Origin of the sequence: Pseudomonas sp. FP2254, assembly GCF_030687695.1 — a bacterium.
In the GTDB taxonomy this organism is placed as follows: Bacteria; Pseudomonadota; Gammaproteobacteria; order Pseudomonadales; family Pseudomonadaceae; genus Aquipseudomonas; species Aquipseudomonas quebecensis.
Map to the genome: position 1 here is coordinate 3,981,053 of NZ_CP117444.1, position 22,464 is coordinate 4,003,516.

The window sequence follows — 22,464 nt, forward strand, 5'->3', positions numbered from 1 at the left end:
CATGAAGACTAAATCGACACTGACAGCGTTCTACTCAATCGTGACGCTCTTCACCGGCCTCGACATGGCGATTGTCATCGCGATGGTCTGGTTCGGCCTGGAGACTACCGGTTCGACCTTCCTGGTCGGCGCCACCTTGTGCGTGGCGACCGTCGTGCCTTATCTGTGCGAACAGTACATCGGCCGGTTCTTCACCATTGAACTGAGCCTGAAACGGCTGTTGTACATTCGCCTGGTGGCCTTTGCGGCAGTCCTGGGCTTGTCGTTTACCGAGGCCGCCCTGCTACCGATCGGCTTCCTGGCCATTGCGTTCGTAGTGGGCGTGACCGACTACTTCACCATCAGCACACTGGAATCGAAAAATACCAAGCTGGTGCTGGCCGGCCTCACCGACAGCGATACCTGCGCGCGGTTGATGCAAACCTCCATACAGATCGGTGCCTTCGGCGGCGCGCTCCTGGGCGGGTTGATTGTGGATGTGTTTTCGGTCAACCAGACGCTGCAGATCATCAGCCTGGCAGCGATTGTCTCGCTCGCGGCCATCCTTCTGGTAGCCGACAGCCCCAACGAACACGCCACCGAACAGGCCACGGCAACCTCCACCGCGCGGCCACTGGAGCTACCGCGAAACCTCTATATCCTGATCATCGTGTTGAGCATGATCGGTTTCCATATCGGCGCGTTCAACAGCCTGGTGCCCATCGTTTTTCAAAAACTCAATGAGTGGAATGCCACGCTGTTCGGGGTCGCCAGCGGCCTGGCGGGCCTGGGTGCCTTCAGCGCTGCGGTGTTGCCGCGCATCAAGCTCAACCGCTACGGCGCGATCTCGCTGGTGATACTGGCGGACGTGGCGATCGTCTACTTCCACAACCTCTACGTGATGATGGCCGCGGCCTTCCTGCTGGGTTTTTGCATCAACAGCCTGCGCATCCAATTGCGCAGAACCTTGATCGAGTCGGCACCCAACGCTCGGGTAGCCGACGTGATCGCGGCCAAAAGCTCGCTCTACTACCTGCTGGTCAGTGGCTCGGCGCCGATGATCCTGACCTTCTTCACCACCTCCGGCTTCCTAGGACTCGAAGGCGCCCGCCTGTTGATGATCGTCTCCGCCGGCCTGTTGGCCACTGCCGTACTGGCGTGGAACCTGACCCCGGCCCCCGCGCCCACCGCCACCACGGAATAAGGAATACACGACGTGACAGTAGTGAAAACCGTATTGATCGTTGACCCGTTCTCCACGGGCAAACTGTATGCCCCCCTGCTCAACGCGCAGGGCATCCGGTGCATCGCCGTGATCTCCACCCGTGACTTGCCGGAACACTTCACCCAAGACTTGATCGCAGACAACTTTGATCAGGTGTATCACTGGGAAGAAAGCCTGTTGATCACTCTGGAAACCTTGTCGCTGAGCGCCGTGATCGCCGGTTGCGAAACCGCGATCTATCTCACCGACTACCTGACGGAGCTGCTCGACATCCCCGGCAACAGCCGCATCACCAGCGACCTGCGCCGTAACAAGTTCTCCATGCAGCAGGCATTGAAACACCACCAGTTGTCCCACATCGCCTCGCACCTGCTGAGCTCACCGAGCCGCATCGGCGAGGTGGTGGCCAAACTCGACGAGTCGGCCACCTATGTGGTCAAGCCACTGAACTCGGCCGCCACTGAAGGCGTGGTGTTTGCCCAGGGCAAGCGCGAAGTGGAAACCGCCTTGAAAAACGCCGCCTGGCAGCAGAAAAACGACCTCGGCGAAGTCAACCTCGGGTTTATCGTGCAGTCGTTCATAGCGGGGCCTGAGTACGTGGTGGATATGGTCGCCTTCGGCAGCACCTACATCGTCGCCAGCGTCTGCAAGTACACCAAGATCCAGAAGAACGGCAGCATGTTTGTCTACGAAAGCCTCGACACCCTCGACCCTCAGGCGCCCGAACTGCAACCGCTGACCGATTACGCCCGCCAGGCGGCGGCGGCCCTGGGCGTACGCGTCGGGCCGATCCATATGGAGATCATTTGGTCCGACGCCGGGCCGGTAATGATTGAGGCCGGCGGTCGCTTGCACGGCGGCATCGCGCCCCTGCTGTTCCAGCAGGTGTATCTCCCCGACTTGCTGTCACTGTCGATCGACAGCTACCTCGGCCACCCCCGCCCACAGGCCGCTGCGGCCAGCCAGATCAGCCATGGCCGGATCGGTTTCTTCTGCTCCGATGAAAGCCGAACCTTCGAGCCGCCGTCACCCCAGGCCTTACAAAGCGCCCAGGCGGACGAAGCCTACTGCGGGCACCGGTATTTCATGCGCGCCGGCGATACCACGCCGGTCACTATCGACTTCGCCACCTGTCCAGGGCTGTTCTGGCTGCAAAGCCCCTCGGCGCAGCAACTGGACGTGAGTACCGCCAATCTGCGAAAAAAACTGTGGGCCTAAGGTTATGAGAAGCCGTTTGATTATCAAAAAGTCAGCTTGCGAGCTGGGCATCAACAATGCATGCGCTGCCGTTATCGAGGACGTCACCGTCTCGGATGATCGGAGCTTCGTCGGGGTACTGCAAAGCAACCTGAACCACGTGGCCTCGCATCTTAACGAGCTGGATTCGAACGTCGTCTACGAAGGGTTTTCCAGGCAGCTCAAAAAACTCGGCTACGAAAATACCGTCAGCGCCAATGAGAAGCTGCTGCGACGCTTCATCGCCAAAGGCGTTTACCCCATCAACAATATCGTCGATGCCTATAACGCGGTCGCAATCCGGCATGGGGTCAGCATCGGCGTGCACACGTATCACCAGAAGGATGACATCTATGTGATGCGCTCGGACAAACCGAGGGTGCTACGCCCGCTGTTCGCCAAGAAGCCCATCACGATTCCTGTCGGCGACATCGTCTATACCTGCGGGGATGTGCCGTTGGCGAGCATCGGCAAGGTGGACGCCGATGCCCATGACTTCCGGCTGACGAAAGACTCATCGAGGCTGCTGGTGGTGATCCTGGGACATGACGACACATCGTTCCAATTCAACCAGGCGGTCATCGAAGAACTCGTGGACACCCTTCGTCAGCAAATGCCGAACCTGAGTCATCATTTTCTTGAAACCGTTCGCGATCATGCGTGAAGCCATGCCGGCCATGGCCTGGGCCTAACGCCAGGCCTTCAGCACGGGGTTGACCACCACTTCCTTCACATGCTCGATCTTCAACAGGCTTTCCTTGAACACCATCAGCTCTTCAAAGCTTCTGTAGCGAACGTCGAGCATCATGTCCACGTCGCCAAACAGTGAGTAGGTATGCACCACCTGGCTGAACTGCTGAAGCATCGGATACACCAGGTGACAGTGACTGCCATTGAGCGTCAGCATCAAAAACGCCGCTTGCAGGGTGCCATCGCCCTCCGCGACGTTGATGGTAAAGCCCAGGATGACGCCTTTTTCAATCAGCTTTTGGACGCGCGACTCTACTGCGGTTCGAGACTTGTGAACTTGCCGCGCCAATTGCGCCAGGCTGACGCGGGAGTCATCCTTCAAGGCCGCAATGATCAGTTCATCAATCTTGTCCACTCTGCCGCCCCCACACCGTTCTTTCCGATAGCAGACTTTCATCGCCGCTCACGCCGCCCAAGGCCCATCACGTCGCAGACTGTACGCCAGGCGCGGGTTTTACGCCCAGTCGACTTATCCAGACCGCCGCCAGAATCACCAGGCCACCCAAGGCCAGGCGGCCCAGCGGCTCGTGCTGGTTCCAGATCAGCAGGTTGAGCAGCAGGCCCACCGGTACGTGCAGGTTGTTCATCACCGCCAGCGTGCCGCCGTTGACCAGACACGCGCCTTTATTCCACCAGTACAGGCCCAGCGCCGTACTGACCAGGCCGAGGAACACCAGCACGCCCCATTGCAGCGGCGCCTCCGGCAGGAAGTCAGCCTTGCCGAACAGCAGGAACGCCGGCAGCACCACCAGCAACGCGCCAAGGTAGAAGTAGCCGAAGCGTCGATAGTGCGGCAGGTCGCTCGGGTAGCGCGCCACCAGGTGCTTGTACATCACCTGCCCGGCGGCATAGGTGAAGTTGGCCAGTTGCAGCAGCAAAAAGCCCATCAGGAAGTGGGCGGTGATCTGATCGAAGCGAATCACCGCCGCGCCCGCCACCGCTACCAGCGCGGCCAGCAGCGCCCAGAAGTTGAAACGCCGGTTCAGGGCGTCCTCGATCAGGGTCACGTGCAACGGCGTAAGGATGGTGAACAGCAGCACCTCCGGCACCGTGAGCACGCGAAAGCTCAGGTAAAGGCACACATAGGTCACGCCGAACTGCAGCGCGCCGATCACCAGCATGCCGCGCATGAACGCAGGCTCCACCGAACGCCAGCGCGTCAACGGGATAAATACCAGCCCGGCCAGCACCACGCGCACCAGCACCGCGAAGTAGCTGTCGACGTGACCGGCGAGGTATTCGCCGATCAAGCTGAAGGAAAATGCCTGAATCAGGGTGACAACCAGTAGATAGCCCATGCGCGCCTCGTTTCGAATGGGCGGGACATTAAAGCTTTTCGTCGCGGGACGAAACTGGAGGCAAAAAAAACCCGACCTCGCTATAGCGGCAGTCGGGCAGGAGCACTCAGGAGCAACAAGTGCAAAGGGAGGTTCGTTACGCGTACTTGAAGGGTTGGCGTGGAGCGATATAAACACCGGGCGATTACGTGGCGATTAAAGGATCACGCCACCTGGGCAATCAGTGCCTTGGCGTGGTTGATGCCCTTCTCCTGGAAGTCACCGCTCAGGTTCACCCCTTCGGCATGAATGAAGGTGACGTCGTGAATCCCGATGAAGGCCATGACCTGACGCAGGTACGGTTCCTGGTGATCGGAGCTGGCGCCGGTATGAATACCGCCGCGAGCGGTGAGCACGATGGCGCGCTTGCCGGTCAGCAGCCCCTGAGGCCCGGTGGGGGTGTATTTGAACGTCACACCGGCACGCAACACGTGGTCCAGCCAGGCTTTCAGCGTGCTGGGGATGGCGAAGTTGTACATCGGCGCCGCCAGCACCAGCACGTCGGCGGCGAGCAGTTCATCGGTCAATTCGTTGGAGCGGTCGAGGGAGATCTGTTCGTCGTCATTGCGCTGCTCCGCCGCCTTCATCCAGCCGCCGAGCAAATTCGCGTCCAGGTGCGGCACCGGGTTAAGGGCCACGTCGCGCACGCTGATGCGGTCCGCCGGGTGAGCGGCGCGCCATTGGCCGATGAACTGCCGGGTGAGCTGGCGGGAGATCGAATCCTGCTGACGTGCACTGCTTTCAATAATCAGAACGTTGGACATGGCTTTGTAGGCTCCATCTGAAACTGCTGTAAGTCGATGGAGAAAAGATTATCCAGGGCTGATTCGATTAAAAAGCGCAAAAAACTGCTATAACCCATCTAGAAATTTGTTGATTAACCGAGTATCCCTGTAGAGCGCTCCACCGGCGCGCTATTTCGGGGCGCACTCCAGAGCGATACGCATCTTGATAATGGAGCGGGTGAACTTGACCGTGGTGTTTGTGCTTTTGCCGGCCGGTACCGAGACATTACGTCGACGGGGCGATTCCGGACCGTTGGTGAAGACTACCGAACACTGTGCGTCAATGGTGCCGTAGTTATTCAGTTGAATCGAACTGATGTCATCGTCCACGTCGGACGCCGTGTAGTCCAGGCTCACGCCTTCGATCTTTTTGGTCACATCGATGGGGTAGGCATACGCACTCATCGGCAACAGCGCCAGCAACACACAACAGAATTTTCTCATTCGGCAGTCTCCAATAAGGACCGCCAGCTTAGGACAAGAGGAACCTATCTTGAAAGCGCCCCGCGTTACCCTCGATCAATGGCGCACGCTGCAAGCCGTGGTCGACCATGGCGGCTTCGCCCAGGCGGCCGAAGCGCTGCACCGTTCGCAGTCTTCGGTGAGCTACACCGTGGCCCGCATGCAGGACCAGCTCGGCGTGCCGCTGCTGCGCATCGACGGGCGCAAGGCGGTGCTCACCGATGCCGGCGAAGTGCTGTTGCGCCGCTCGCGGCAACTGGTGAAGAACGCCAGCCAGCTGGAAGACCTGGCCCACCATATGGAGCAGGGCTGGGAAGCCGAAGTGCGCCTGGTGGTGGACGCCGCCTACCCCAACGCCCGGCTGGTGCGCGCCTTGAGCGCATTTATGCCGCAAAGCCGGGGTTGCCGCGTGCGGCTGCGCGAGGAGGTGTTGTCCGGTGTCGAAGAGCTGCTGATCGAAGGCGTGGCCGACCTGGCGATTTGCGGGTTCAGTATCCCCGGCTACCTGGGCACCGAGATGAGCGATGTGGAGTTCGTCGCCGTGGCCCACCCCGAGCATGCCCTGCATCGCATGAACCGCGCGCTGAGCTTCCAGGACCTGGAGAGCCAGATGCAAGTGGTGATCCGCGACTCCGGTCGCCAGCAACCGCGAGATGTGGGCTGGCTCGGCGCCGAACAACGCTGGACCGTCGGCAGCCTGGCCACGGCGGCGTCCTTTGTGGGCAGCGGCCTGGGTTTTGCCTGGTTGCCACGCCACATGATCGAACGCGAACTCGCCGAGGGCGTACTCAAGCAGCTACCCTTGGAACAGGGCGGCAGCCGCCACCCGACGTTCTTCCTGTATTCAAACAAGGACAAACCCTTGGGCCCGGCCACGCAGATCCTTGTCGAATTGCTGCGCACCTTCGACACCGCCCCGCTGGACGCGCCTTTCGCCGCGCCTCGGCAAGCCTGAAACGGAGTTCGTGCATGGCCTGGTTCGACCATCAAGGCTGCACCCTGCACTACACGGAATACGGCCACGGTACTCCGCTGATCCTGATTCACGGCCTGGGTTCCAGCAGCCAGGATTGGGAGCTGCAGGTGCCGGTACTGTCCCGGCATTACCACTTGATCGTGGTGGATGTACGCGGCCATGGGCGCTCCGACAAGCCGCGCGAGCGTTACAGTATCCCGGGCTTCAGCGCGGATCTGATCGCGCTGATCGACCACCTCGACCTGCCGCCGGCCCATGTGGCCGGGCTGTCCATGGGCGGTATGATCGCCTTTCAGCTGGCGGTGGACGCGCCCGGCCTGGTGCGCAGCCTGTGCATCGTCAACAGCGCGCCCGAGGTCAAGGTACGCAGCGTCAATGACCATTGGCAATGGGCCAAGCGCTGGACACTGGCGCGCGTGCTCAGCCTGAGCAGCATCGGCAAGGCCCTGGCCGAGCGGTTGTTTCCCAAACCGCAGCAGGCCGATCTGCGTCGCAAAATGGCCGAGCGCTGGGCAACAAACGACAAACGTGCTTATCTCGCCAGCTTCGATGCGATTGTGGGCTGGAGCGTGCAGGAACGACTTTCCAGGATCGCCTGTCCAACCCTGGTCATCAGCGCCGACCACGACTACACCCCCGTGGCGCAAAAAGAAATCTATGTAAAACTGCTGCCCGATGCGCGACTGGTGGTCATCGAAGATTCCCGCCATGCCACGCCTTTGGATCAACCCGACGCCTTTAACACGACCCTGCTCGATTTTCTAAAGACCGTCGACACCACTACCAGGATCACTGACCCATGCTGAAAAAAATCGCCTTCTTCGCCGGTTCCGCCTTGTTCGCTGCCAACCTGATGGCGGCAGAGCCGGCCAAGGCGCCGCACGTTCTGCTCGACACCACCAATGGCCAGATTGAAATCGAACTGGACCCGGTCAAGGCGCCGATCAGTACCAAGAACTTTCTGGCCTATGTCGACAAAGGCTTCTACACCAACACGATTTTCCACCGTGTGATTCCGGGTTTCATGGTCCAGGGCGGCGGTTTCACTACGCAGATGGTGCAAAAACCGACCGAAGCCCCCATCAAGAACGAAGCCAGCAACGGCCTGCACAACGTGCGTGGCACGCTGTCGATGGCGCGCACCTCGAACCCGGATTCGGCCACCAGCCAATTTTTCATCAACGTGGCTGACAACGCCTTCCTCGACCCCGGCCGCGATGCCGGCTACGCGGTATTCGCCAAAGTGGTCAAGGGCATGGACGTGGTCGATATCATCGTCAACTCCCAGACCACCACCAAGCAAGGCATGCAGAACGTGCCAATCGACCCTGTCGTGATCAAGTCGGCCAAGCGCATCGACTGAAGTCTGCAGGACGCACCGCGCGCAGCCCACAAGGCTGCGCGCGCACCTGAAAGGAGAGCCCGCCCGGCGGGCGTCAACCCCAATGCTCTATCGTCGTTTCGAACAACTGATCGATATTTTCCGCGACGCGCCCAGCGCCGCCCCGCCTGACAAAGTCCTGCCCTTCTACCTCTATTACCTGCGCCAGGTATGGCCGCACTTCGCCGCCCTGCTGGTGGTGGGCTTGATCGGCGCGCTGATCGAAGTCGCGCTGTTCAGCTACCTGAGTCGCATCATCGACCTGGCCCAGGGCACGCCGCCCGCGGACTTCTTCCAGGTACACAGCACCGAGCTGATCTGGATGGCCGTGGTTGCCCTGCTGCTGCGCCCGATCTTCGGCGCCCTGCATGACCTGCTGGTGCACCAGACGATCAGCCCCGGCATGACCAGCCTGATCCGCTGGCAGAACCACAGCTACGTGCTCAAGCAGAGCCTGAATTTCTTCCAGAACGACTTCGCCGGACGAATCGCCCAGCGCATCATGCAAACCGGCAATTCGCTGCGCGACTCCGCCGTGGCGGCAGTGGATGCCATCTGGCACGTGGCGATCTATGCCATCAGTTCCCTGGTGCTGTTTGCCGAGGCGGACTGGCGTCTGATGATCCCACTGGTGAGCTGGATCATTTGCTACAGCCTGGCATTGCGTTACTTCGTACCGCGGGTCAAGGAACGCTCGGTGATCTCCTCCGAGGCGCGCTCCAAATTGATGGGGCGCATCGTCGACGGCTACACCAACATCACCACCTTGAAGCTGTTCGCACACACTCAGTACGAGCAGCAATACGCCAAGGAAGCGCTGATCGAGCAGACTGAAAAAACCCAGTTGGCCAGCCGCGTGGTCACCAGCATGGACATTGCCATCACCACCATGAACGGCCTGCTGATCGTCACCACCACGGGCCTGGCGCTGTGGTTGTGGACCCAGTCGCTGATCTCGGTGGGCGCCATCGCCCTGGCCACTGGCCTGGTGATCCGCATCGTCAACATGTCCGGCTGGATCATGTGGGTGGTCAATGGCATTTTCGAAAACATCGGCATGGTCCAGGACGGCCTGAAAACCATCGCCCAGCCGCTGGCCGTGACCGACCGCGACAATGCTCCACGCCTGAACGTACCCCATGGCGAAGTGCGCTTCGAGCAGGTGGATTTTCACTACGGCAAAAAGAGCGGGATCATTGGCGGCCTCAACCTGAGCATCAAGGCCGGGGAAAAAATCGGCCTGATCGGCCCGTCCGGCGCGGGCAAATCGACGCTGGTCAACCTGCTGCTGCGCCTTTACGACCTGCAGGGTGGGCGTATCCTCATCGACGGCCAGAACATCGCCGAAGTGACCCAGGAGACCCTGCGTGAACAGATCGGCATGATCACCCAGGACACGTCGCTGCTGCACCGCTCGATCCGCGACAACCTGCTGTACGGCAAGCCCGATGCCACTGACGAAGAACTCTGGAGGGCGATTCATAAAGCGCGCGCCGATGAGTTCATCCCCTTACTGTCGGACGCTGAAGGCCGCACCGGGCTGGATGCTCACGTCGGCGAGCGCGGGGTGAAACTCTCCGGCGGGCAACGCCAGCGCATCGCCATTGCGCGGGTGCTGCTCAAGGACGCGCCGATCCTGATCATGGACGAGGCCACCTCGGCGCTGGACTCGGAAGTAGAAGCGGCGATCCAGGAAAGCCTGGAAACCCTGATGCAAGGCAAAACGGTGATCGCAATTGCCCACCGCCTGTCGACCATCGCCCGCATGGACCGCCTGGTGGTGCTGGAGAAAGGCACGGTCGCCGAAAGTGGCAGCCATGCCGAACTGCTGGCCCATGGCGGGCTGTATGCGCGGCTCTGGCAGCATCAAACCGGTGGCTTCGTCGGTATCGACTGACTGACAGATCGGTGAGGGGCCACGTTGTCGTGAGCGGGCTTGCCACAGGCAAGCTCCTCACGGGCAACGCGGTAAGGGGATTACCGACGTGTATCGTCGCTCAGGTCAGCGACAGTACGGTCGCCGCAGCGCCGTTGTGAAAGTGGGGCTGGATAAAGGGCCTCCAGCTTGACACCCCATGCAAAGAAGGATCAGGGCACCTGCTCACCCCTGATGGGCCTGCATGTATTGGCGCAACAACTGGTTGATCCGCGTCTGATAACCCGTGCCTTGACCTTTGAACCACTCAAGAACGTCGGCATCCAGCCGAATAGTCACTGCCTGTTTTACAGGCACACGTAACTCCGCACGACGGAAAAATTCGGCGTCCAATTCAGGGATATCGCTGGTATCGATCTCTTTATCACTCATTTTGGCCAGGCGCTCCCAATCAGTTTTGGATGTTTGCGTCATAGTATTTGGCCTCCTTCTTAGTTGCCTTTCGCGCGGAGATGATACGAATCACATCACCACATCGCTCGGTGTATACGACTACACCCATTAACAGTTTTATCCAACCAATACATATCCAACGCTCTTCCCCATAATCCGCTCGATCATCGCGCAAGGCCAGCATTGGATGGCGAAATATATCGGGGACGTCATTGAAATCGATGCCGTGCTTGGAGATATTGGCCTTGTTCTTGGAATCATCCCATTCAAAATGCATGGCAAACGCCTGTATGTACTTTTGTACATACATGATAGCCAGATTATTACCTGTGAGTACCGATGCAGACCAACGGTCTTTATACCTGCCGATACGGCAGCGCCACCTTCGCCTCCTCGGCATACGCCAGAATCCCTACCCGTTCGCGCTCGAGAAAATCCTCCACCGCGCTCTTCAAGCCCGGATGCCGCAGGTAGTGCCATGAACGCGTGATCACCGGTTCGAACCCACGGATCAGTTTGTGTTCGCCCTGGGCGCCGGCGTCGAATCGTTGCAGGCCGTGGGCGATGGCGTAATCCATGCCCTGGTAGAAACAGGTTTCGAAATGCAGGCGGTCGAACTCCGCCAGGCAGCCCCAGTAGCGGCCGTAGAAGCTGTCGCCACCGGTCAGGCTGAAGGCCATGGCCACCGGACGTGTGCCTTGCTTGGCCAGGACCACGCGGATCACCTCGGGCATACGCTCGGCCAGCAGGCTGAAAAAGGCGCGGGTCAGGTACGGCGCCTGGCGACGGACCGCGTAGGTATTGGCGTAACAGGCGTAGACAAAATCCCACTGCGCCTCGCTCAGTTCGTGACCTTGCAGCCATTCGAACGCGATGCCCTGCCCCGCTACCTGCTCGCGTTCCTTGCGCATCTGCTTGCGCTTGCGCGAGCTCAGAGCGTCGAGGAAGTCCTGGAAGTCGCGATAATCGCGGTTCTGCCAGTGGAATTGACAACCCAGGCGCTGCAACCAGCCCGGTTGGCCGGCCAAGGCTCCATCGGCCAGCCCGTCGGTGAAGTTGATATGTGCGCTGGAGAGCCCTTCTATTTCCAGGTAACCGGGCAGACTGTTGAGCAGTTCGAAACCGTCCTCGACGCTGGCGGCCAGCAAACGCGGGCCGCTGACGGGGCTGAAAGGCACCGCCACCAACAGTTTGGGGTAGTACTCGATCCCGGCACGCGCACAGGCATCGGCCCAGCCGTGATCGAACACGTACTCGCCATAGGAATGCCATTTGCGATAACCGGGCAGGGCCGCCACCAGTCGATCGCCCTCCCAGTGCAGCAAATGCTCCGCTTTCCAGCCTGACTGCGGACCGAGGCTGGCACTGTCTTCCAAAGCGCTGAGGAAGGCGTGACGCACAAAGGGCTGGGCGCTCGGCACCAGCGCATCCCATACCTGCGGGGAGATTTCGGACAGGTTGTCCAGACGTTGCAACGGCATCGGCATCCTCACTACATCATGGCGTGAAAGCCTGGCGAGTATCGCCTATCGCCAGCATCGATACACGCCCGAATCGCCGGACAAGGCTCTAAACCGATAGTTCCGCGCTCGATTCATTTGTCATCGACATGACATCACTTTGCCACCGCTCCGTCATAAACCATCGCGATACTGACGCCTGTTTTTAGAGCACCTGGTTCTAGCAGGTGGTTACTTTTCCGTCCGTCATCGGTCGGTTGTGTCCTGGATGGTTTGCCATCCCTCCTCACTTTCGGAGATTGATATGCGTCTTGCTTCCACTAAAACTGCGGCGGTCCTGTGCGGCGGCCTGTTGCTGGCCCTGAGTGTTCCGGCCAGCGCCGCAGTCGACGCTAAATTGCTCGACATGCTCAAGGCCAACGGCCAGATCACCGCGGCGCAGTACACCGAACTGCAAACCGAGTTGGCCAAAGACCAGAAAGAACAGCAGATCGCACGGCAAGCTCAACAAGAGACCAACGAACAGATCGCGGCCACCGCCAAAAAGACCAACGATTTGAGCGTGTTCGACCAGAAGCTGGCGTGGGCAGCCAAGACGCAATTCAAGGGTGATGTGCGTTTCCGCCAGGAAACCATCAAGATCGACGGCGAGCCCAACAACGGTGGCCGCGACAAGGATCGTCAGCGTATCCGTGCCCGTCTGGGCGCCTACACCGAGATCAACCCGCAAGTGGACACCGGTATCCGTATCGCCACCGGCGGCGGCGACGACGCCCGCTCCACCAACCAGGATCAGGATGGCTACTTCGACAAGAAGTCGATCTGGCTGGACCTGGGCTACATCGACTACCACCCTGACCAGATCAAGAACCTGCACGTAATCGGCGGCAAGATGCTGCAACCGTGGGTCAATATGGGCGACGTGATCTGGGATAGCGACATCAACCCTGAAGGTCTGGCGCTGACCTACAAGTATCCTCTGGGCAGCAGCGCCGAGCTGTTCGGCAGCATCGGCAACTACAACCTCAAGGACAACGTCGACGGCGACGGCGTGCAGTTCCGTCACGACCTGCGCCTGACCGCCGGCCAGTTGGGCTCGCGTATCTCGCTCACCGACAACCTGAAACTGACCGTGGGCGGCAGCGTCTACGCGTACAAGAACGATGAAGACAGCCGCTGCACCACGACCACCACGCCGTGCGCGCTGGCGGTCAACGGTAACTCGGCCAACGAAGAGTTCCGCCTGTACGAAGGTTTCAGCCAACTGGACATCGGCGGACTGGCTGTACCGCTGTCGCTGTACGGTCAATACGTGAAAAACAACGACGCCTCCACCGATCAGGACACCGCCTGGCTGCTGGGTGCCAAGTCCAAGGTGTTCGGTTTCAACCTGGACTACAACTACCGCGACACCCAGCGTAACGCCGTGGTCGGCGCCTTCACCGACTCGGACTTCGCCAACGGCACCACCGGTTCACGCGGCCATAAGTTCAAAGTGGGCTACGACATCGACAAGAACTTCGCCGTCGGTGCCACCTACTTCCTGACCAAAGCGGATTTCTCCAGCCGTACCCAGCGCGACGCCGACACCAACACCCTGCAGTTGGATGCCGAAGCCAAGTTCTGAAGCTAAGCGTTGTACACCTTGGGCCAGGAAGGCCTGAGGTGGTTGTCACAGTCTGGCGTGGGCGGGGCGATCCCCATCATCCGTTCGGCTCACCCACGCGAGCCTGGTTATTTCCCGTCTTTCTGGTCTTTGCGCCGCTCGTCAGCGAGCCGCTGCGCCAAGGCATCCACATCCGTGACCGGCGCATCAGGCATGATTTTCAAGGTCGCCTGCATCAGGCGCATCTGCCGGATAAAGCGACGGCAGTTCGGGCAGAACATCAAATGATGACGCACCAGCAGGCGCTCGCGAAAGGTTAATTGCCCATCGAGATAGTCACTGGAACGCGCCACTTGTTCTTTACAGGTCAGCATTCGCCGGTTTCCTCAAAATGCTCCACCGTGGCGAAGACTTTAAGCCGTGCCCGATGCAACAGCACTCGCACATTGGAGAGCGAGAGGGACAGCAAATTACAGATCTCCTCCAATGCCAGGCCCTGACGCTCGCGCAACACCAGCACGCTGCTTTGCAGCTCGGACAAACTGAGCAACGTATGTTCCAGGCAGTCGCGCAGTTCGTCCTCCGTGAGTAAAGCCTCCGGCGTGTCCTGGTGCCAGGCGTAGGGGGCGACGGCCCAGTGACCGTCATCGGGGCTGAAACGGTCATCGCCGATGGTGCCATGGGGCGAGGGCAAATCGTCGAGCAGCACTTCCCGACGATTCTGCTTGTAGCGGCCCTTGGCGGCGTTGGCCGTAATGGTCAGCAACCAGGTCTTTAAGCTGGAGCGCCCTTCGAACTTGCCGAGGTTGCGCACCACCGCCAGCCAGGCGTCCTGCACGATTTCATCGGCGTGGCGCTGGCCGACGATGGCATACGCCACCGCCCGCATCGCACTTTGATAGGTGCTGACCAGCTCCTTATAGGCACGCTGCTCGCCCTTGAGCAGGCGCTCAAGCAGGTGAGCGTCGTCCGCGGCTGCCATAGATGACCTCGGTGTTATCAACGTTTGCGCAGAATGACACTGCCGATCGAATAACCCGCGCCAAACGAGCTGAGCACCGCGACGGAGCCCTTGGGCAAATCGTCCTGGTAGGTGTGAAAGGCAATCACGGAACCGGCCGAACTGGTATTGGCGTAGGTGTCGAGAATCACCGGCGCCTCTTCCACGGAGGCTTCACGGCCCAACAGTTTCTTCACGATCAGGTGGTTCATGCTCAGATTAGCCTGATGCAGCCAGAAGCGCTTCACATCCGCCACATTCAGTTGGTTTTCTTCCAGATGTACACCAATCAGCTCAGCGACCATCGGGCACACATCGCGGAACACCTTGCGACCTTCCTGCACGAACAGTTTGTCCGGCGCGCCGATGCCTTCCGGCGCCGCGCGATTGAGGAAGCCGAAGTTGTTGCGGATGTTATTGGAAAACTTGGTCAGCAATTTGGTGCTCACCACCTCGAACTGATGCTCGGACGTGGCCAGGTCGGCGCGCTCCAGGATCACCGCCGTGGCTGCATCACCGAAGATGAAGTGGCTGTCGCGGTCACGAAAGTTCAGGTGGCCGGTGCACACTTCCGGGTTGACCATCAGGATCGCCCGCGCCTGCCCCAGCTGGATGCTGTTGGCGGCGTTCTGGATGCCGAACGTGGCGGAGGAACAGGCTACGTTCATATCGAAACCGAAGCCCGCAATACCCAGGGCTTCCTGGACTTCGATGGCGATGGCCGGGTAAGCGCGCTGCAGGTTGGAGCAGGCGACGATCACGCCGTCGATGTCGGCGGCGGTCTTGCCGGCGCGCTGCAGAGCCTGTTCGGCGGCGCCAACGGCCATCTGGCAGAGCACCGACCACTCATCGTTGCTGCGCTCCGGGAGGCTTGGGGCCATGCGCTGAGGATCGAGAATGCCGTGCTTGTCCATCACGAAGCGGCTCTTGATACCCGATGCTTTTTCGATAAAGGCCGCGCTGGATTCGGTCAGCGCCTGCACATCACCGCGCTCGATGGCCTCGGCGTTGTCGCGATTGAACTGATGCACGTAGGTATTGAAAGACTGCACCAGCTCTTCGTTGGAGATGCTGTTGGCCGGGGTGTACAGGCCAGTGCCGCTGATGACGACGTTATGCACGGTCGTTCCTCTAAATCTGTCAGGCAGAAGATATTGGTACCGTCGTACCAAACTGTAAGTAGTCCGATTCCGCACTGCGGACACCAAACTGGCATCGCTTTATTCCATCGCGTCGCAGACTTTTGCGACGATCCCGGCATTTATAGCGGCGAAGTTTGCCACAAACCCAGGGATTTGGCGTCATCTGCCAGATGGTTTCACCATGAGAGGGGACACGCCCCCTCTCATATTGTGGTCTGCCTGCTTGGATAACGAGAAAGAGATCAGGCCTCGACCAGGCTCCACTGCTTGCTCAATCGCTTGTCGGAAATCGGCACCTTGGTTCCAAGCTGTTGGGCAAACAGTGACACGCGGTATTCCTCCAGCCACCAGCGGTACAGCTCAAGTTGCGGGTCGCGCTTGCCTTCCTGGGTGTGTTTGTTCAGGCGGTTCTGGTACTGCATCCACAGGCCGCTGAGTTCGCCGCTCCACACCCGGTCTTTCTGTACCTGGCTGGGCAGCTTCTCCAGGCGCAGCTCGATGGCCTTGAGGTAGCGCGGCAGTTCCTTGAACCATTGCGCCGGGGTTTCGCGCACGAAGCCTGGGTACACCAGGTTGCTCAATTGCTGCTTGATGTCATTCAAGGCCACCGCCTGGGCCAGGTCGATCTTGCCTTTGAAGCGCTTTTGCAGGCCATGCCAGAGCTTCAGCACCTCAAGGGTCAGGCGCGCCAGGCGCTCGGCGTGCTCGGTCCAGCCGCCGCGCTTGCGGTCGGCCAGCGCTGCCAGGCCGGCACCGTCACGCGGCAGGCTGGTTTCGCCTTCCAACACACAGGTGTCGAGGCTGGCCAGCAGGATGTCCTCGACCAGCGCGTCGACACGCCCCAGTTCACGGTACATCAGGCCCAACTCGGTAAGACCGGGCAATTTGCCGCGCAGGAATTTGGCCGGTTCCGCCAGTTGCTGCATCAGCAGGCGCTGCAACGCCCGACGGTGCTGGAATTCAGCCTCGGCGGCGGTCGAGAAGCGCCCTTCCTTGACCGTGCCATTCTCTTCCACCAGGGCCGGGTACACCGTCATCGACAGCCCGGCGATGTTTTGCTGGGTCTTCTCGGCCACCGCCGCAAACACCTTGGCCTCCACGGGTTGCTGGCTCTTCGCGGTCTGCGGCACGGCCAACGCGGCCTGGCTGGCTTCGGCGAAGCGTGCGGTCAGTTCGGCCAGGTCACGGCCCTCGCCTAGGAACTTGCCCTGACCGTCGACCACTTCCAGGTTCATCTTCAGGTGACTCTCCACCTGCTGCGCCGCCTCGGCCCAGGCTTCGTCGCTGACCCGAGCACCGGTCATGCGCAGCAGTTCGCGCCCCAGTGCCTGGGGCAATGAGCCCTGGCCGAATTCGATGCGCTGCAGCGCAGCCTTGACGAAGTCCGGCACTGGCACAAAGTTCTTGCGCAGGGCCTTGGGCAGGTTGCGCACCAGCGCGATGCACTTGGCTTCGATCATCCCGGGCACCAGCCACTCCAGGCGTTCGGCGGGCAACGCCGGCAACAGCGGCGCCGGCACGCGCAGGGTCACGCCGTCGCGCGGATGATTGGGTTCAAAGTGGTAACTCAAAGCCAGCGCCAGATCGCCCAGGTGCAGGGTGTCGGGATAATGCGCGGCGGTGACTTCACTGGCCTCGCGGGCCAGCACGTCCTCTTCGCGCATGATCAGCAATTGCGGGTCTTTCTGGCTGTTGATTCTGTACCAGCTGTCAAAGGTCGCAGTCTGGTGGATCTCCGCCGGCAAGCGCGCATCGTAGAAGGCGTACAGGGTTTCTTCGTCGGCCAGGATATCGCGGCGGCGGGCCTTGGCTTCCAGTTCGTCGAGCTGTTCCAGCAAGCGCTGGTTGGCGCTGAGGCACTTGGCGCGCGACTGAATCTCACCGCGCACCAGGCCTTCGCGGATAAACAATTGCCGAGAGACGACCGGGTCGACCGGCCCGTAATGCACCGGCCGGCGGCCGACCACAATCAGCCCGAACAGGGTGATCTGCTCAAACGCCACCACTTGGCCGCGCTTCTTCTCCCAATGCGGCTCGAAGTGGTTTTTCTTGATCAGGTGCCCGGCCAGCGGCTCGATCCAGTCGGCGTCGATCTTGGCCACCATGCGTGCATACAGCTTGGTGGTTTCCACCAATTCGGCGGTCATCAGCCACTGCGGGCGCTTTTTGCCGATGCCCGAGGACGGGTGAATCCAGAAGCGTCGCTGACGCGCGCCCAGGTAATCGCCGTCCTCGGTTTTCTGGCCGATCTGGCTGAGCAGGCCGGACAGCACGGCCTTGTGCAGTTTGGGGTAGTCCGCCGGTTCTTTATTAAGGCTCAGCTGCATGTCGCGGCAAATCAGACTCAACTGGCGATGAGAATCGCGCCATTCGCGCAGGCGCAGGTAGTTGAGGAAGTTCTTGCGACACCAGTTACGCAGCGGGCTGGCTGTCAGCTCCTGGCGCTGCTCTTCAAAACCGCGCCACAGATTCACCAATCCGGCGAAGTCCGAGTCCGGATCCTTCCACTGCGCGTGGGCCTGGTCGGCGGCCTGCTGGCGCTCCGGCGGCCGCTCGCGCGGGTCCTGGATCGACATGGCGCTGGCCACGATCAGCACTTCCTGCAGGCTGCCAAGCTTGGCCGCTTCCAGCAACATACGCCCCATGCGCGGGTCCACCGGCAGGCGCGCCAATTGCCGGCCGAGCGGCGTGAGCTGGCTGTTGCGGTCCACCGCCGACAATTCCTGCAGCAGGTTGAAACCGTCGCTGATGGCCTTGCCGTCCGGCGGTTCGATAAATGGGAAGTCGGTGATTTCGCCCAGGCGCAGGTGCAGCATCTGCAGGATCACGGCGGCGAGGTTGGTACGCAGGATCTCCGGGTCGGTAAATTCCGGGCGACCGTTAAAGTCCTCTTCGCTGTACAACCGCACACAGATACCCGGCTCAACCCGGCCGCAGCGACCTTTACGCTGGTTGGCGCTGGCCTGGGAAATCGCCTCGATCGGCAGGCGCTGCACCTTGGCGCGGTAGCTATAGCGGCTGATGCGCGCGGTGCCGCTGTCGATCACGTAGCGAATGCCCGGTACGGTCAGCGAAGTTTCCGCGACGTTGGTCGCCAGTACCACGCGCCGACCTGGATGTGACTGGAAAATCCGCTGCTGTTCGGCGGGCGACAGACGCGCGTACAGCGGCAGGATCTCGGTGTGCTTGAGTTGGGCCTTGCGCAGCATGTCGGCGGCGTCGCGAATTTCGCGCTCGCCCGGCAGGAACACCAGGACATCGCCGGGGCTGCGGCGCTCGCTGCGCTCATAGGCGGCGATTTCATCGAGGGTGGCGAGGATCGCCTGGTCCACGGTCAGGTCATCCTCGACGCGGTTGCCCTCCTCGTCCTGCTCCAGCGTCAGCGGGCGGTACCAGGTCTCCACCGGAAACGTGCGGCCCGACACTTCGACAATCGGCGCATCGTCGAAGTGCTTGGAAAAGCGCTCCAGATCGATAGTCGCCGAGGTGATGATGACTTTCAGGTCCGGGCGGCGCGGCAGCAGGGTCTTGAGGTAGCCGAGCAGGAAGTCGATGTTCAGGCTGCGTTCGTGGGCTTCGTCGACGATGATCGTGTCATAGCGTTCCAGGTAGCGGTCGTTCTGGGTTTCCGCCAGCAGGATGCCGTCGGTCATCAGTTTGATCAGCGTGTTGGCGTCGCTCTGGTCTTCGAAACGCACCTGGTAACCGACCAGCGCGCCCAGGGGCGTGGCCAGTTCTTCGGCAACGCGGCTGGCCACGCTGCGCGCAGCGATCCGGCGAGGCTGGGTGTGGCCGATCAAACCGTACTGGCCGCGACCGATCTCCAGGCAGATCTTCGGCAACTGGGTGGTCTTACCCGAACCGGTTTCGCCGGCGATGATCAGCACTTGATGCGCTTGCAGCGCGGCCTTGATCTCATCGCGCTTGGCGGCAATCGGCAGGCTGTCGTCATAGCGGATCACCGGCAGGCTGGCGCGCCGCGCTGTCACCTGGGCACAGGATGCCTGCATGCGCGCGACCCACTGCGCCAACTTTTCCTCGTCGGGTTTCTTGCGCAACTCAAGCAGTTGCCGACGCAAGCGGTGACGGTCGGCGAGCATGGCGTGATCGAGGTTTTTGAGCAGGTGGTCGATAGTGGGCGCTTGTTCAGTCATCAGGGCGGCAAGGGTCTTTTGGGTGAGGCAGGTGAGACCTGCGCAGCGTCGGTCGATGGAATGCGGGGGATTGTCGCAGATTTTGAGACGTCAGGAGATGTTGCATCACATTGCAACCACTCGTGCCTGACCTGGCAGCGATTTTTACTACAGCTCCTTGTATTACTTTCGCACTACCCAAAAGCGGAAGTCCGATTTGATGGGTGGAATACGCAGGTTTCAATAGATTGCCGGGTATATCTGAATACCAAAACACTATCACTGAAAACGGAGCTTATTATGCCAATAGACCGTATGTCTTCCTCCCGCGACGGCGGCTATGGACACTCATTTGCGGTAAAGCACCAACGTACACCCGACAGCATGCCGCAAGGCGCATCAGCAGCCTCTTCCGGCTCATGGAAGACAATTGAAACCTTAAAAAGTCTCCCCACCGACTTTCCCGCGACCAACTTCGATCGAAGCTCCGTTGATAGACCTATAGGTTTGCTACAGAGAAAAATTGAACTGCAGGACAAGGGGCTTCCAACCAAAAATATTGACAACGCTTACAAGGAGTCGATGAACCAGCTCTATCAGGCAACTTCTAAAAGCCAGAGCACTTCGTCCAACGAAACCGACAGAAATCGTTTGAGCAACTGGAGTGACAAGCTGCTGGAAACTAACAAAGACACGCCCTTTCTGGCCAAAAAGTAAACTCGCCTCCTACTACCCTCAACTACTGGCAATTTTATAATTGCCGGTAGTTTGGGATAGCGCGCTCCAGAATTTGCTTAACGACCGTTGCTCAAGATATTTCTCCCCACCTGCGCCGGTACGGAAACACATCGATCACCTTGCCCGCGCGAATCGCCTCCTGCAGGCCTTTCCAGTAATCGGCGTTGTACAACTCGCCATGCAATTCATCGAACAGCTTGCGCTGGCCGGCGTCGGCGAACAGGAACGGCGGGAATTCTTCCGGGAACACATCCAGCGGACCGATGGAATACCAGGGTTCGCTGGCCATTTCGTCTTCGGGGGTGCGCGGCGCGGGTATGTGACGAAAGTTGGCCTCGGTGAGAAAGCAGATTTCGTCATAGTCGTAGAACACCACACGGCCATGGCGGGTGACGCCGAAGTTCTTGAGCAGCATGTCGCCGGGGAAGATGTTCGCGGCCGCCAACTGCTTGATGGCCAGGCCGTAGTCTTCCAGGGCTTCGCGCACCTGGGCATCGTTCGCGTTTTCCAGGTAAAGATTAAGCGGGGTCATGCGCCGTTCGGTCCAGCAGTGGCGGATCAGCACGGTGTCGCCCTCCACTTCGACGGTGTCGGCGGCGACCTCCAGCAGTTCGGCCAGACAGTCGGGGTCGAATTTGCTCAACGGAAAGCGAAAATCGGCGAACTCCTGGGTATCGGCCATGCGCCCGACGCGGTCGACGCTTTTTACCAGCCGATACTTCTCAATTACCGTGGCGCGGTTGACGTTCTTGGACGGCGAGAAACGGTCCTTGATAATTTTGAACACCGTATTGAAGCCCGGCAGGGTAAACACGCTCATGACCATGCCGCGCACGCCTGGGGCCATGATGAACTGATCGTCGGTGCTCGCCAGGTGGTTGATCAATGCGCGGTAGAACTCCGACTTGCCATGCTTGTAGAACCCGATCGAGGTGTACAGCTCGGCGATGTGCTTGCCGGGCAGGATGCGCTTTAAAAAACCGACGAACTCCGCCGGCACCGGCACATCCACCATGAAGTAGGAGCGGGTGAACGAGAAGATGATCGACACCTCGGCCTCGTCGGTGATCAATGCGTCGATGCGGATGCCCTGGCCTTCACTGTGCAGCAGCGGGATCACCAACGGCCATTGTTCGTCGCGGGTATAGATGCGCCCCACCAGGTAGGCCCCTTTATTGCGGTAGAGCACCGAGGAAAACAGCTCGACTTTGAGGTCCGGGTCCTTGCACACCCAATCCGGCAGGTTTTCCCGCAGTTGGGCTTCGAGCCTGCGCAAGTCGGCCGCCAGGTCGGCGTAGGGCTCGCTGAACCGGAAGTCCTCAACGATCTGCCCGAGCATCTCGCCAATCTGCCCGGCCGGCGCGTAGACGCGGGTTTGCGCCGCTCGTGCGCGCCGCAGGCTGGGCCGGGTGGTGTGGATAAACATGCAGCCGTCGCTGATCAGGTCATGGCTGAACAGGCCGCAGAAGATCGAGTTGTACCAGGTCTCGGACAACTCATCGTCGAAGCGCAGATCGATCAGGCCGATATAGGCGCTTTTCACCAGGGGCCACAGGTCGATGTCCAGCAGATCGCCGGCATCGAACGCGGCGCGCAGACGCGCGGTGACTTCACCGACCTTTTCTTCATACAGATTGATACGCGCCGCCGATGCCGCCTGGCCCAGCTGCCACTGGGCCTTTTCGAACCGCTCGCGGGCACCGTCGGTGATCCGCCGAAAATGTTCGCGGTAATCGTCGAAGCCTTCGAGGATCGTACGGGCGATGGCGAGGGCGGGCGTGGGTTGCGACATGCGGGAAACCTCGAACGGGCATCTGGAAGCCCTTGAGCTTAGCCAGTGCGCGAACCCAGGAGAAGAAGGTTTTTTTGCGGCGCGGGTCCGCCCCATGCAAACCCTGCATCCGCCATGGAGCGGCTTTACCTCG

21 protein-coding genes are annotated in these 22,464 nt (G+C 60.3%); 9 read left to right on the plus strand and 12 right to left on the minus strand.

Features of this window, described 5'->3' with window-relative positions; genetic code table 11:
• The first annotated feature begins 1 nt into the window (after position 1).
• The 3 genes from PSH94_RS18240 to PSH94_RS18250 are packed head-to-tail and all read left to right on the plus strand — an operon-like array spanning position 2 to position 3,104.
• Positions 2-1,183, plus strand: a complete 1,182-nt coding sequence (locus PSH94_RS18240; protein ID WP_181076006.1) for an MFS transporter — start codon at positions 2-4, stop codon at positions 1,181-1,183.
• 12 nt (positions 1,184-1,195) lie between these two features.
• Entirely contained in the window at positions 1,196-2,422 is a 1,227-nt protein-coding gene (locus tag PSH94_RS18245) for an ATP-grasp domain-containing protein (RefSeq protein ID WP_266246303.1), read from the plus strand.
• Positions 2,423-2,438: 16 nt separating this feature from the next.
• Complete coding sequence (locus PSH94_RS18250; protein WP_181076008.1) at positions 2,439-3,104, plus strand: phenylalanine--tRNA ligase beta subunit-related protein; 666 nt, start codon at positions 2,439-2,441, stop codon at positions 3,102-3,104.
• Between the two features lie 24 nt (positions 3,105-3,128).
• Here the strand turns inward: PSH94_RS18250 and PSH94_RS18255 are convergent, their stop codons facing one another.
• The 4 genes from PSH94_RS18255 to PSH94_RS18270 all read right to left on the minus strand — a co-directional run bounded on the left by PSH94_RS18255 (position 3,129) and on the right by PSH94_RS18270 (position 5,756).
• Positions 3,129-3,545: an Lrp/AsnC family transcriptional regulator gene (locus PSH94_RS18255; RefSeq protein ID WP_305435521.1), complete on the minus strand. Its 417-nt coding sequence runs from the start codon at positions 3,543-3,545 to the stop codon at positions 3,129-3,131.
• 67 nt (positions 3,546-3,612) lie between these two features.
• Positions 3,613-4,488 (minus strand): carboxylate/amino acid/amine transporter, encoded by an 876-nt coding sequence (locus PSH94_RS18260; RefSeq protein ID WP_253508841.1) that lies wholly within the window; start codon positions 4,486-4,488, stop codon positions 3,613-3,615.
• A 203-nt stretch (positions 4,489-4,691) separates the two neighbouring features.
• Positions 4,692-5,291, minus strand: a complete 600-nt coding sequence (locus PSH94_RS18265) for an FMN-dependent NADH-azoreductase (RefSeq protein ID WP_253508843.1) — start codon at positions 5,289-5,291, stop codon at positions 4,692-4,694.
• Between the two features lie 150 nt (positions 5,292-5,441).
• A complete protein-coding gene (locus PSH94_RS18270; RefSeq protein ID WP_181076016.1) occupies positions 5,442-5,756 on the minus strand; it encodes a 3-phosphoglycerate kinase in 315 nt (104 codons plus the stop codon).
• 49 nt (positions 5,757-5,805) lie between these two features.
• On the opposite strand from PSH94_RS18270, the gene PSH94_RS18275 reads away from it, so the two are divergent.
• The 4 genes from PSH94_RS18275 to PSH94_RS18290 all read left to right on the plus strand — a co-directional run bounded on the left by PSH94_RS18275 (position 5,806) and on the right by PSH94_RS18290 (position 10,028).
• The gene (locus tag PSH94_RS18275; protein WP_181076018.1) at positions 5,806-6,729 is read left to right on the plus strand and encodes a LysR family transcriptional regulator; all 924 of its coding nucleotides are present in this window, start codon (positions 5,806-5,808) and stop codon (positions 6,727-6,729) included.
• Between the two features lie 14 nt (positions 6,730-6,743).
• A complete protein-coding gene (locus tag PSH94_RS18280; RefSeq protein ID WP_305435522.1) occupies positions 6,744-7,556 on the plus strand; it encodes an alpha/beta fold hydrolase in 813 nt (270 codons plus the stop codon).
• Positions 7,550-8,113, plus strand: coding sequence for a peptidylprolyl isomerase (locus PSH94_RS18285; RefSeq protein WP_253508849.1), 564 nt, complete (start codon positions 7,550-7,552; stop codon positions 8,111-8,113). The genes PSH94_RS18280 and PSH94_RS18285 overlap by 7 nt, the downstream gene beginning before the upstream one ends.
• A gap of 82 nt (positions 8,114-8,195) precedes the next feature.
• Positions 8,196-10,028, plus strand: coding sequence for an ABC transporter ATP-binding protein (locus PSH94_RS18290; RefSeq protein ID WP_305435523.1), 1,833 nt, complete (start codon positions 8,196-8,198; stop codon positions 10,026-10,028).
• 204 nt (positions 10,029-10,232) lie between these two features.
• On the opposite strand, the gene PSH94_RS18295 is transcribed toward PSH94_RS18290, so the two are convergent.
• The 3 genes from PSH94_RS18295 to PSH94_RS18305 all read right to left on the minus strand — a co-directional run bounded on the left by PSH94_RS18295 (position 10,233) and on the right by PSH94_RS18305 (position 11,941).
• Positions 10,233-10,481 carry a BrnA antitoxin family protein gene (locus PSH94_RS18295; protein WP_181076025.1) on the minus strand — a complete coding sequence of 83 codons (249 nt, stop codon included), beginning with the start codon at positions 10,479-10,481 and terminating at the stop codon, positions 10,233-10,235.
• Positions 10,459-10,737, minus strand: a complete 279-nt coding sequence (locus tag PSH94_RS18300; protein WP_181076027.1) for a BrnT family toxin — start codon at positions 10,735-10,737, stop codon at positions 10,459-10,461. Before PSH94_RS18300 ends, PSH94_RS18295 begins: the two co-directional genes overlap by 23 nt.
• A 79-nt stretch (positions 10,738-10,816) precedes the next feature.
• A complete protein-coding gene (locus tag PSH94_RS18305) occupies positions 10,817-11,941 on the minus strand; it encodes a GNAT family N-acetyltransferase (protein ID WP_305435524.1) in 1,125 nt (374 codons plus the stop codon).
• 283 nt (positions 11,942-12,224) lie between these two features.
• On the opposite strand from PSH94_RS18305, the gene PSH94_RS18310 reads away from it, so the two are divergent.
• Positions 12,225-13,547: a putative porin gene (locus PSH94_RS18310; RefSeq protein ID WP_181076031.1), complete on the plus strand. Its 1,323-nt coding sequence runs from the start codon at positions 12,225-12,227 to the stop codon at positions 13,545-13,547.
• 107 nt (positions 13,548-13,654) lie between these two features.
• Here the strand turns inward: PSH94_RS18310 and PSH94_RS18315 are convergent, their stop codons facing one another.
• The 4 genes from PSH94_RS18315 to hrpA form a co-directional block, all read right to left on the minus strand.
• Complete coding sequence (locus PSH94_RS18315; RefSeq protein WP_181076033.1) at positions 13,655-13,900, minus strand: anti-sigma factor; 246 nt, start codon at positions 13,898-13,900, stop codon at positions 13,655-13,657.
• On the minus strand, positions 13,894-14,508 hold the full coding sequence (locus tag PSH94_RS18320) for an RNA polymerase sigma factor (protein ID WP_181076035.1): 615 nt from the start codon (positions 14,506-14,508) through the stop codon (positions 13,894-13,896). The genes PSH94_RS18315 and PSH94_RS18320 overlap by 7 nt, the downstream gene beginning before the upstream one ends.
• 17 nt (positions 14,509-14,525) lie before the next feature.
• Entirely contained in the window at positions 14,526-15,647 is a 1,122-nt protein-coding gene (locus tag PSH94_RS18325) for a beta-ketoacyl-ACP synthase III (protein WP_305435525.1), read from the minus strand.
• Positions 15,648-15,910: 263 nt separating this feature from the next.
• Entirely contained in the window at positions 15,911-19,822 is a 3,912-nt protein-coding gene (gene hrpA, locus PSH94_RS18330; RefSeq protein ID WP_305435526.1) for an ATP-dependent RNA helicase HrpA, read from the minus strand.
• Between hrpA and PSH94_RS18335 the strand changes: the two genes are divergently transcribed.
• Positions 19,772-20,518, plus strand: coding sequence for a hypothetical protein (locus tag PSH94_RS18335; protein WP_305435527.1), 747 nt, complete (start codon positions 19,772-19,774; stop codon positions 20,516-20,518). The genes hrpA and PSH94_RS18335 overlap by 51 nt on opposite strands.
• 91 nt (positions 20,519-20,609) lie before the next feature.
• Here PSH94_RS18335 and aceK read toward each other — a convergent pair whose 3' ends face one another.
• Positions 20,610-22,331, minus strand: a complete 1,722-nt coding sequence (gene aceK / locus PSH94_RS18340; RefSeq protein ID WP_305435528.1) for a bifunctional isocitrate dehydrogenase kinase/phosphatase — start codon at positions 22,329-22,331, stop codon at positions 20,610-20,612.
• Positions 22,332-22,464: the final 133 nt, after the last annotated feature.

Bases quoted from the DNA above. Each gene is read 5' to 3' on its own strand.
- PSH94_RS18240 (WP_181076006.1), top strand. From the start codon at position 2: ATGAAGACTAAATCGACACTGACAGCGTTCTACTCAATCGTGACGCTC.
- PSH94_RS18260 (WP_253508841.1), bottom strand. From the start codon at position 4,488: ATGGGCTATCTACTGGTTGTCACCCTGATTCAGGCATTTTCCTTCAGC.
- PSH94_RS18265 (WP_253508843.1), bottom strand. From the start codon at position 5,291: ATGTCCAACGTTCTGATTATTGAAAGCAGTGCACGTCAGCAGGATTCG.
- PSH94_RS18270 (WP_181076016.1), bottom strand. From the start codon at position 5,756: ATGAGAAAATTCTGTTGTGTGTTGCTGGCGCTGTTGCCGATGAGTGCG.
- PSH94_RS18280 (WP_305435522.1), top strand. From the start codon at position 6,744: ATGGCCTGGTTCGACCATCAAGGCTGCACCCTGCACTACACGGAATAC.
- PSH94_RS18285 (WP_253508849.1), top strand. From the start codon at position 7,550: ATGCTGAAAAAAATCGCCTTCTTCGCCGGTTCCGCCTTGTTCGCTGCC.
- PSH94_RS18290 (WP_305435523.1), top strand. From the start codon at position 8,196: ATGCTCTATCGTCGTTTCGAACAACTGATCGATATTTTCCGCGACGCG.
- PSH94_RS18295 (WP_181076025.1), bottom strand. From the start codon at position 10,481: ATGACGCAAACATCCAAAACTGATTGGGAGCGCCTGGCCAAAATGAGT.
- PSH94_RS18300 (WP_181076027.1), bottom strand. From the start codon at position 10,737: ATGCATTTTGAATGGGATGATTCCAAGAACAAGGCCAATATCTCCAAG.
- PSH94_RS18305 (WP_305435524.1), bottom strand. From the start codon at position 11,941: ATGCCGTTGCAACGTCTGGACAACCTGTCCGAAATCTCCCCGCAGGTA.
- PSH94_RS18310 (WP_181076031.1), top strand. From the start codon at position 12,225: ATGCGTCTTGCTTCCACTAAAACTGCGGCGGTCCTGTGCGGCGGCCTG.
- PSH94_RS18315 (WP_181076033.1), bottom strand. From the start codon at position 13,900: ATGCTGACCTGTAAAGAACAAGTGGCGCGTTCCAGTGACTATCTCGAT.
- PSH94_RS18320 (WP_181076035.1), bottom strand. From the start codon at position 14,508: ATGGCAGCCGCGGACGACGCTCACCTGCTTGAGCGCCTGCTCAAGGGC.
- hrpA (WP_305435526.1), bottom strand. From the start codon at position 19,822: ATGACTGAACAAGCGCCCACTATCGACCACCTGCTCAAAAACCTCGAT.
- aceK (WP_305435528.1), bottom strand. From the start codon at position 22,331: ATGTCGCAACCCACGCCCGCCCTCGCCATCGCCCGTACGATCCTCGAA.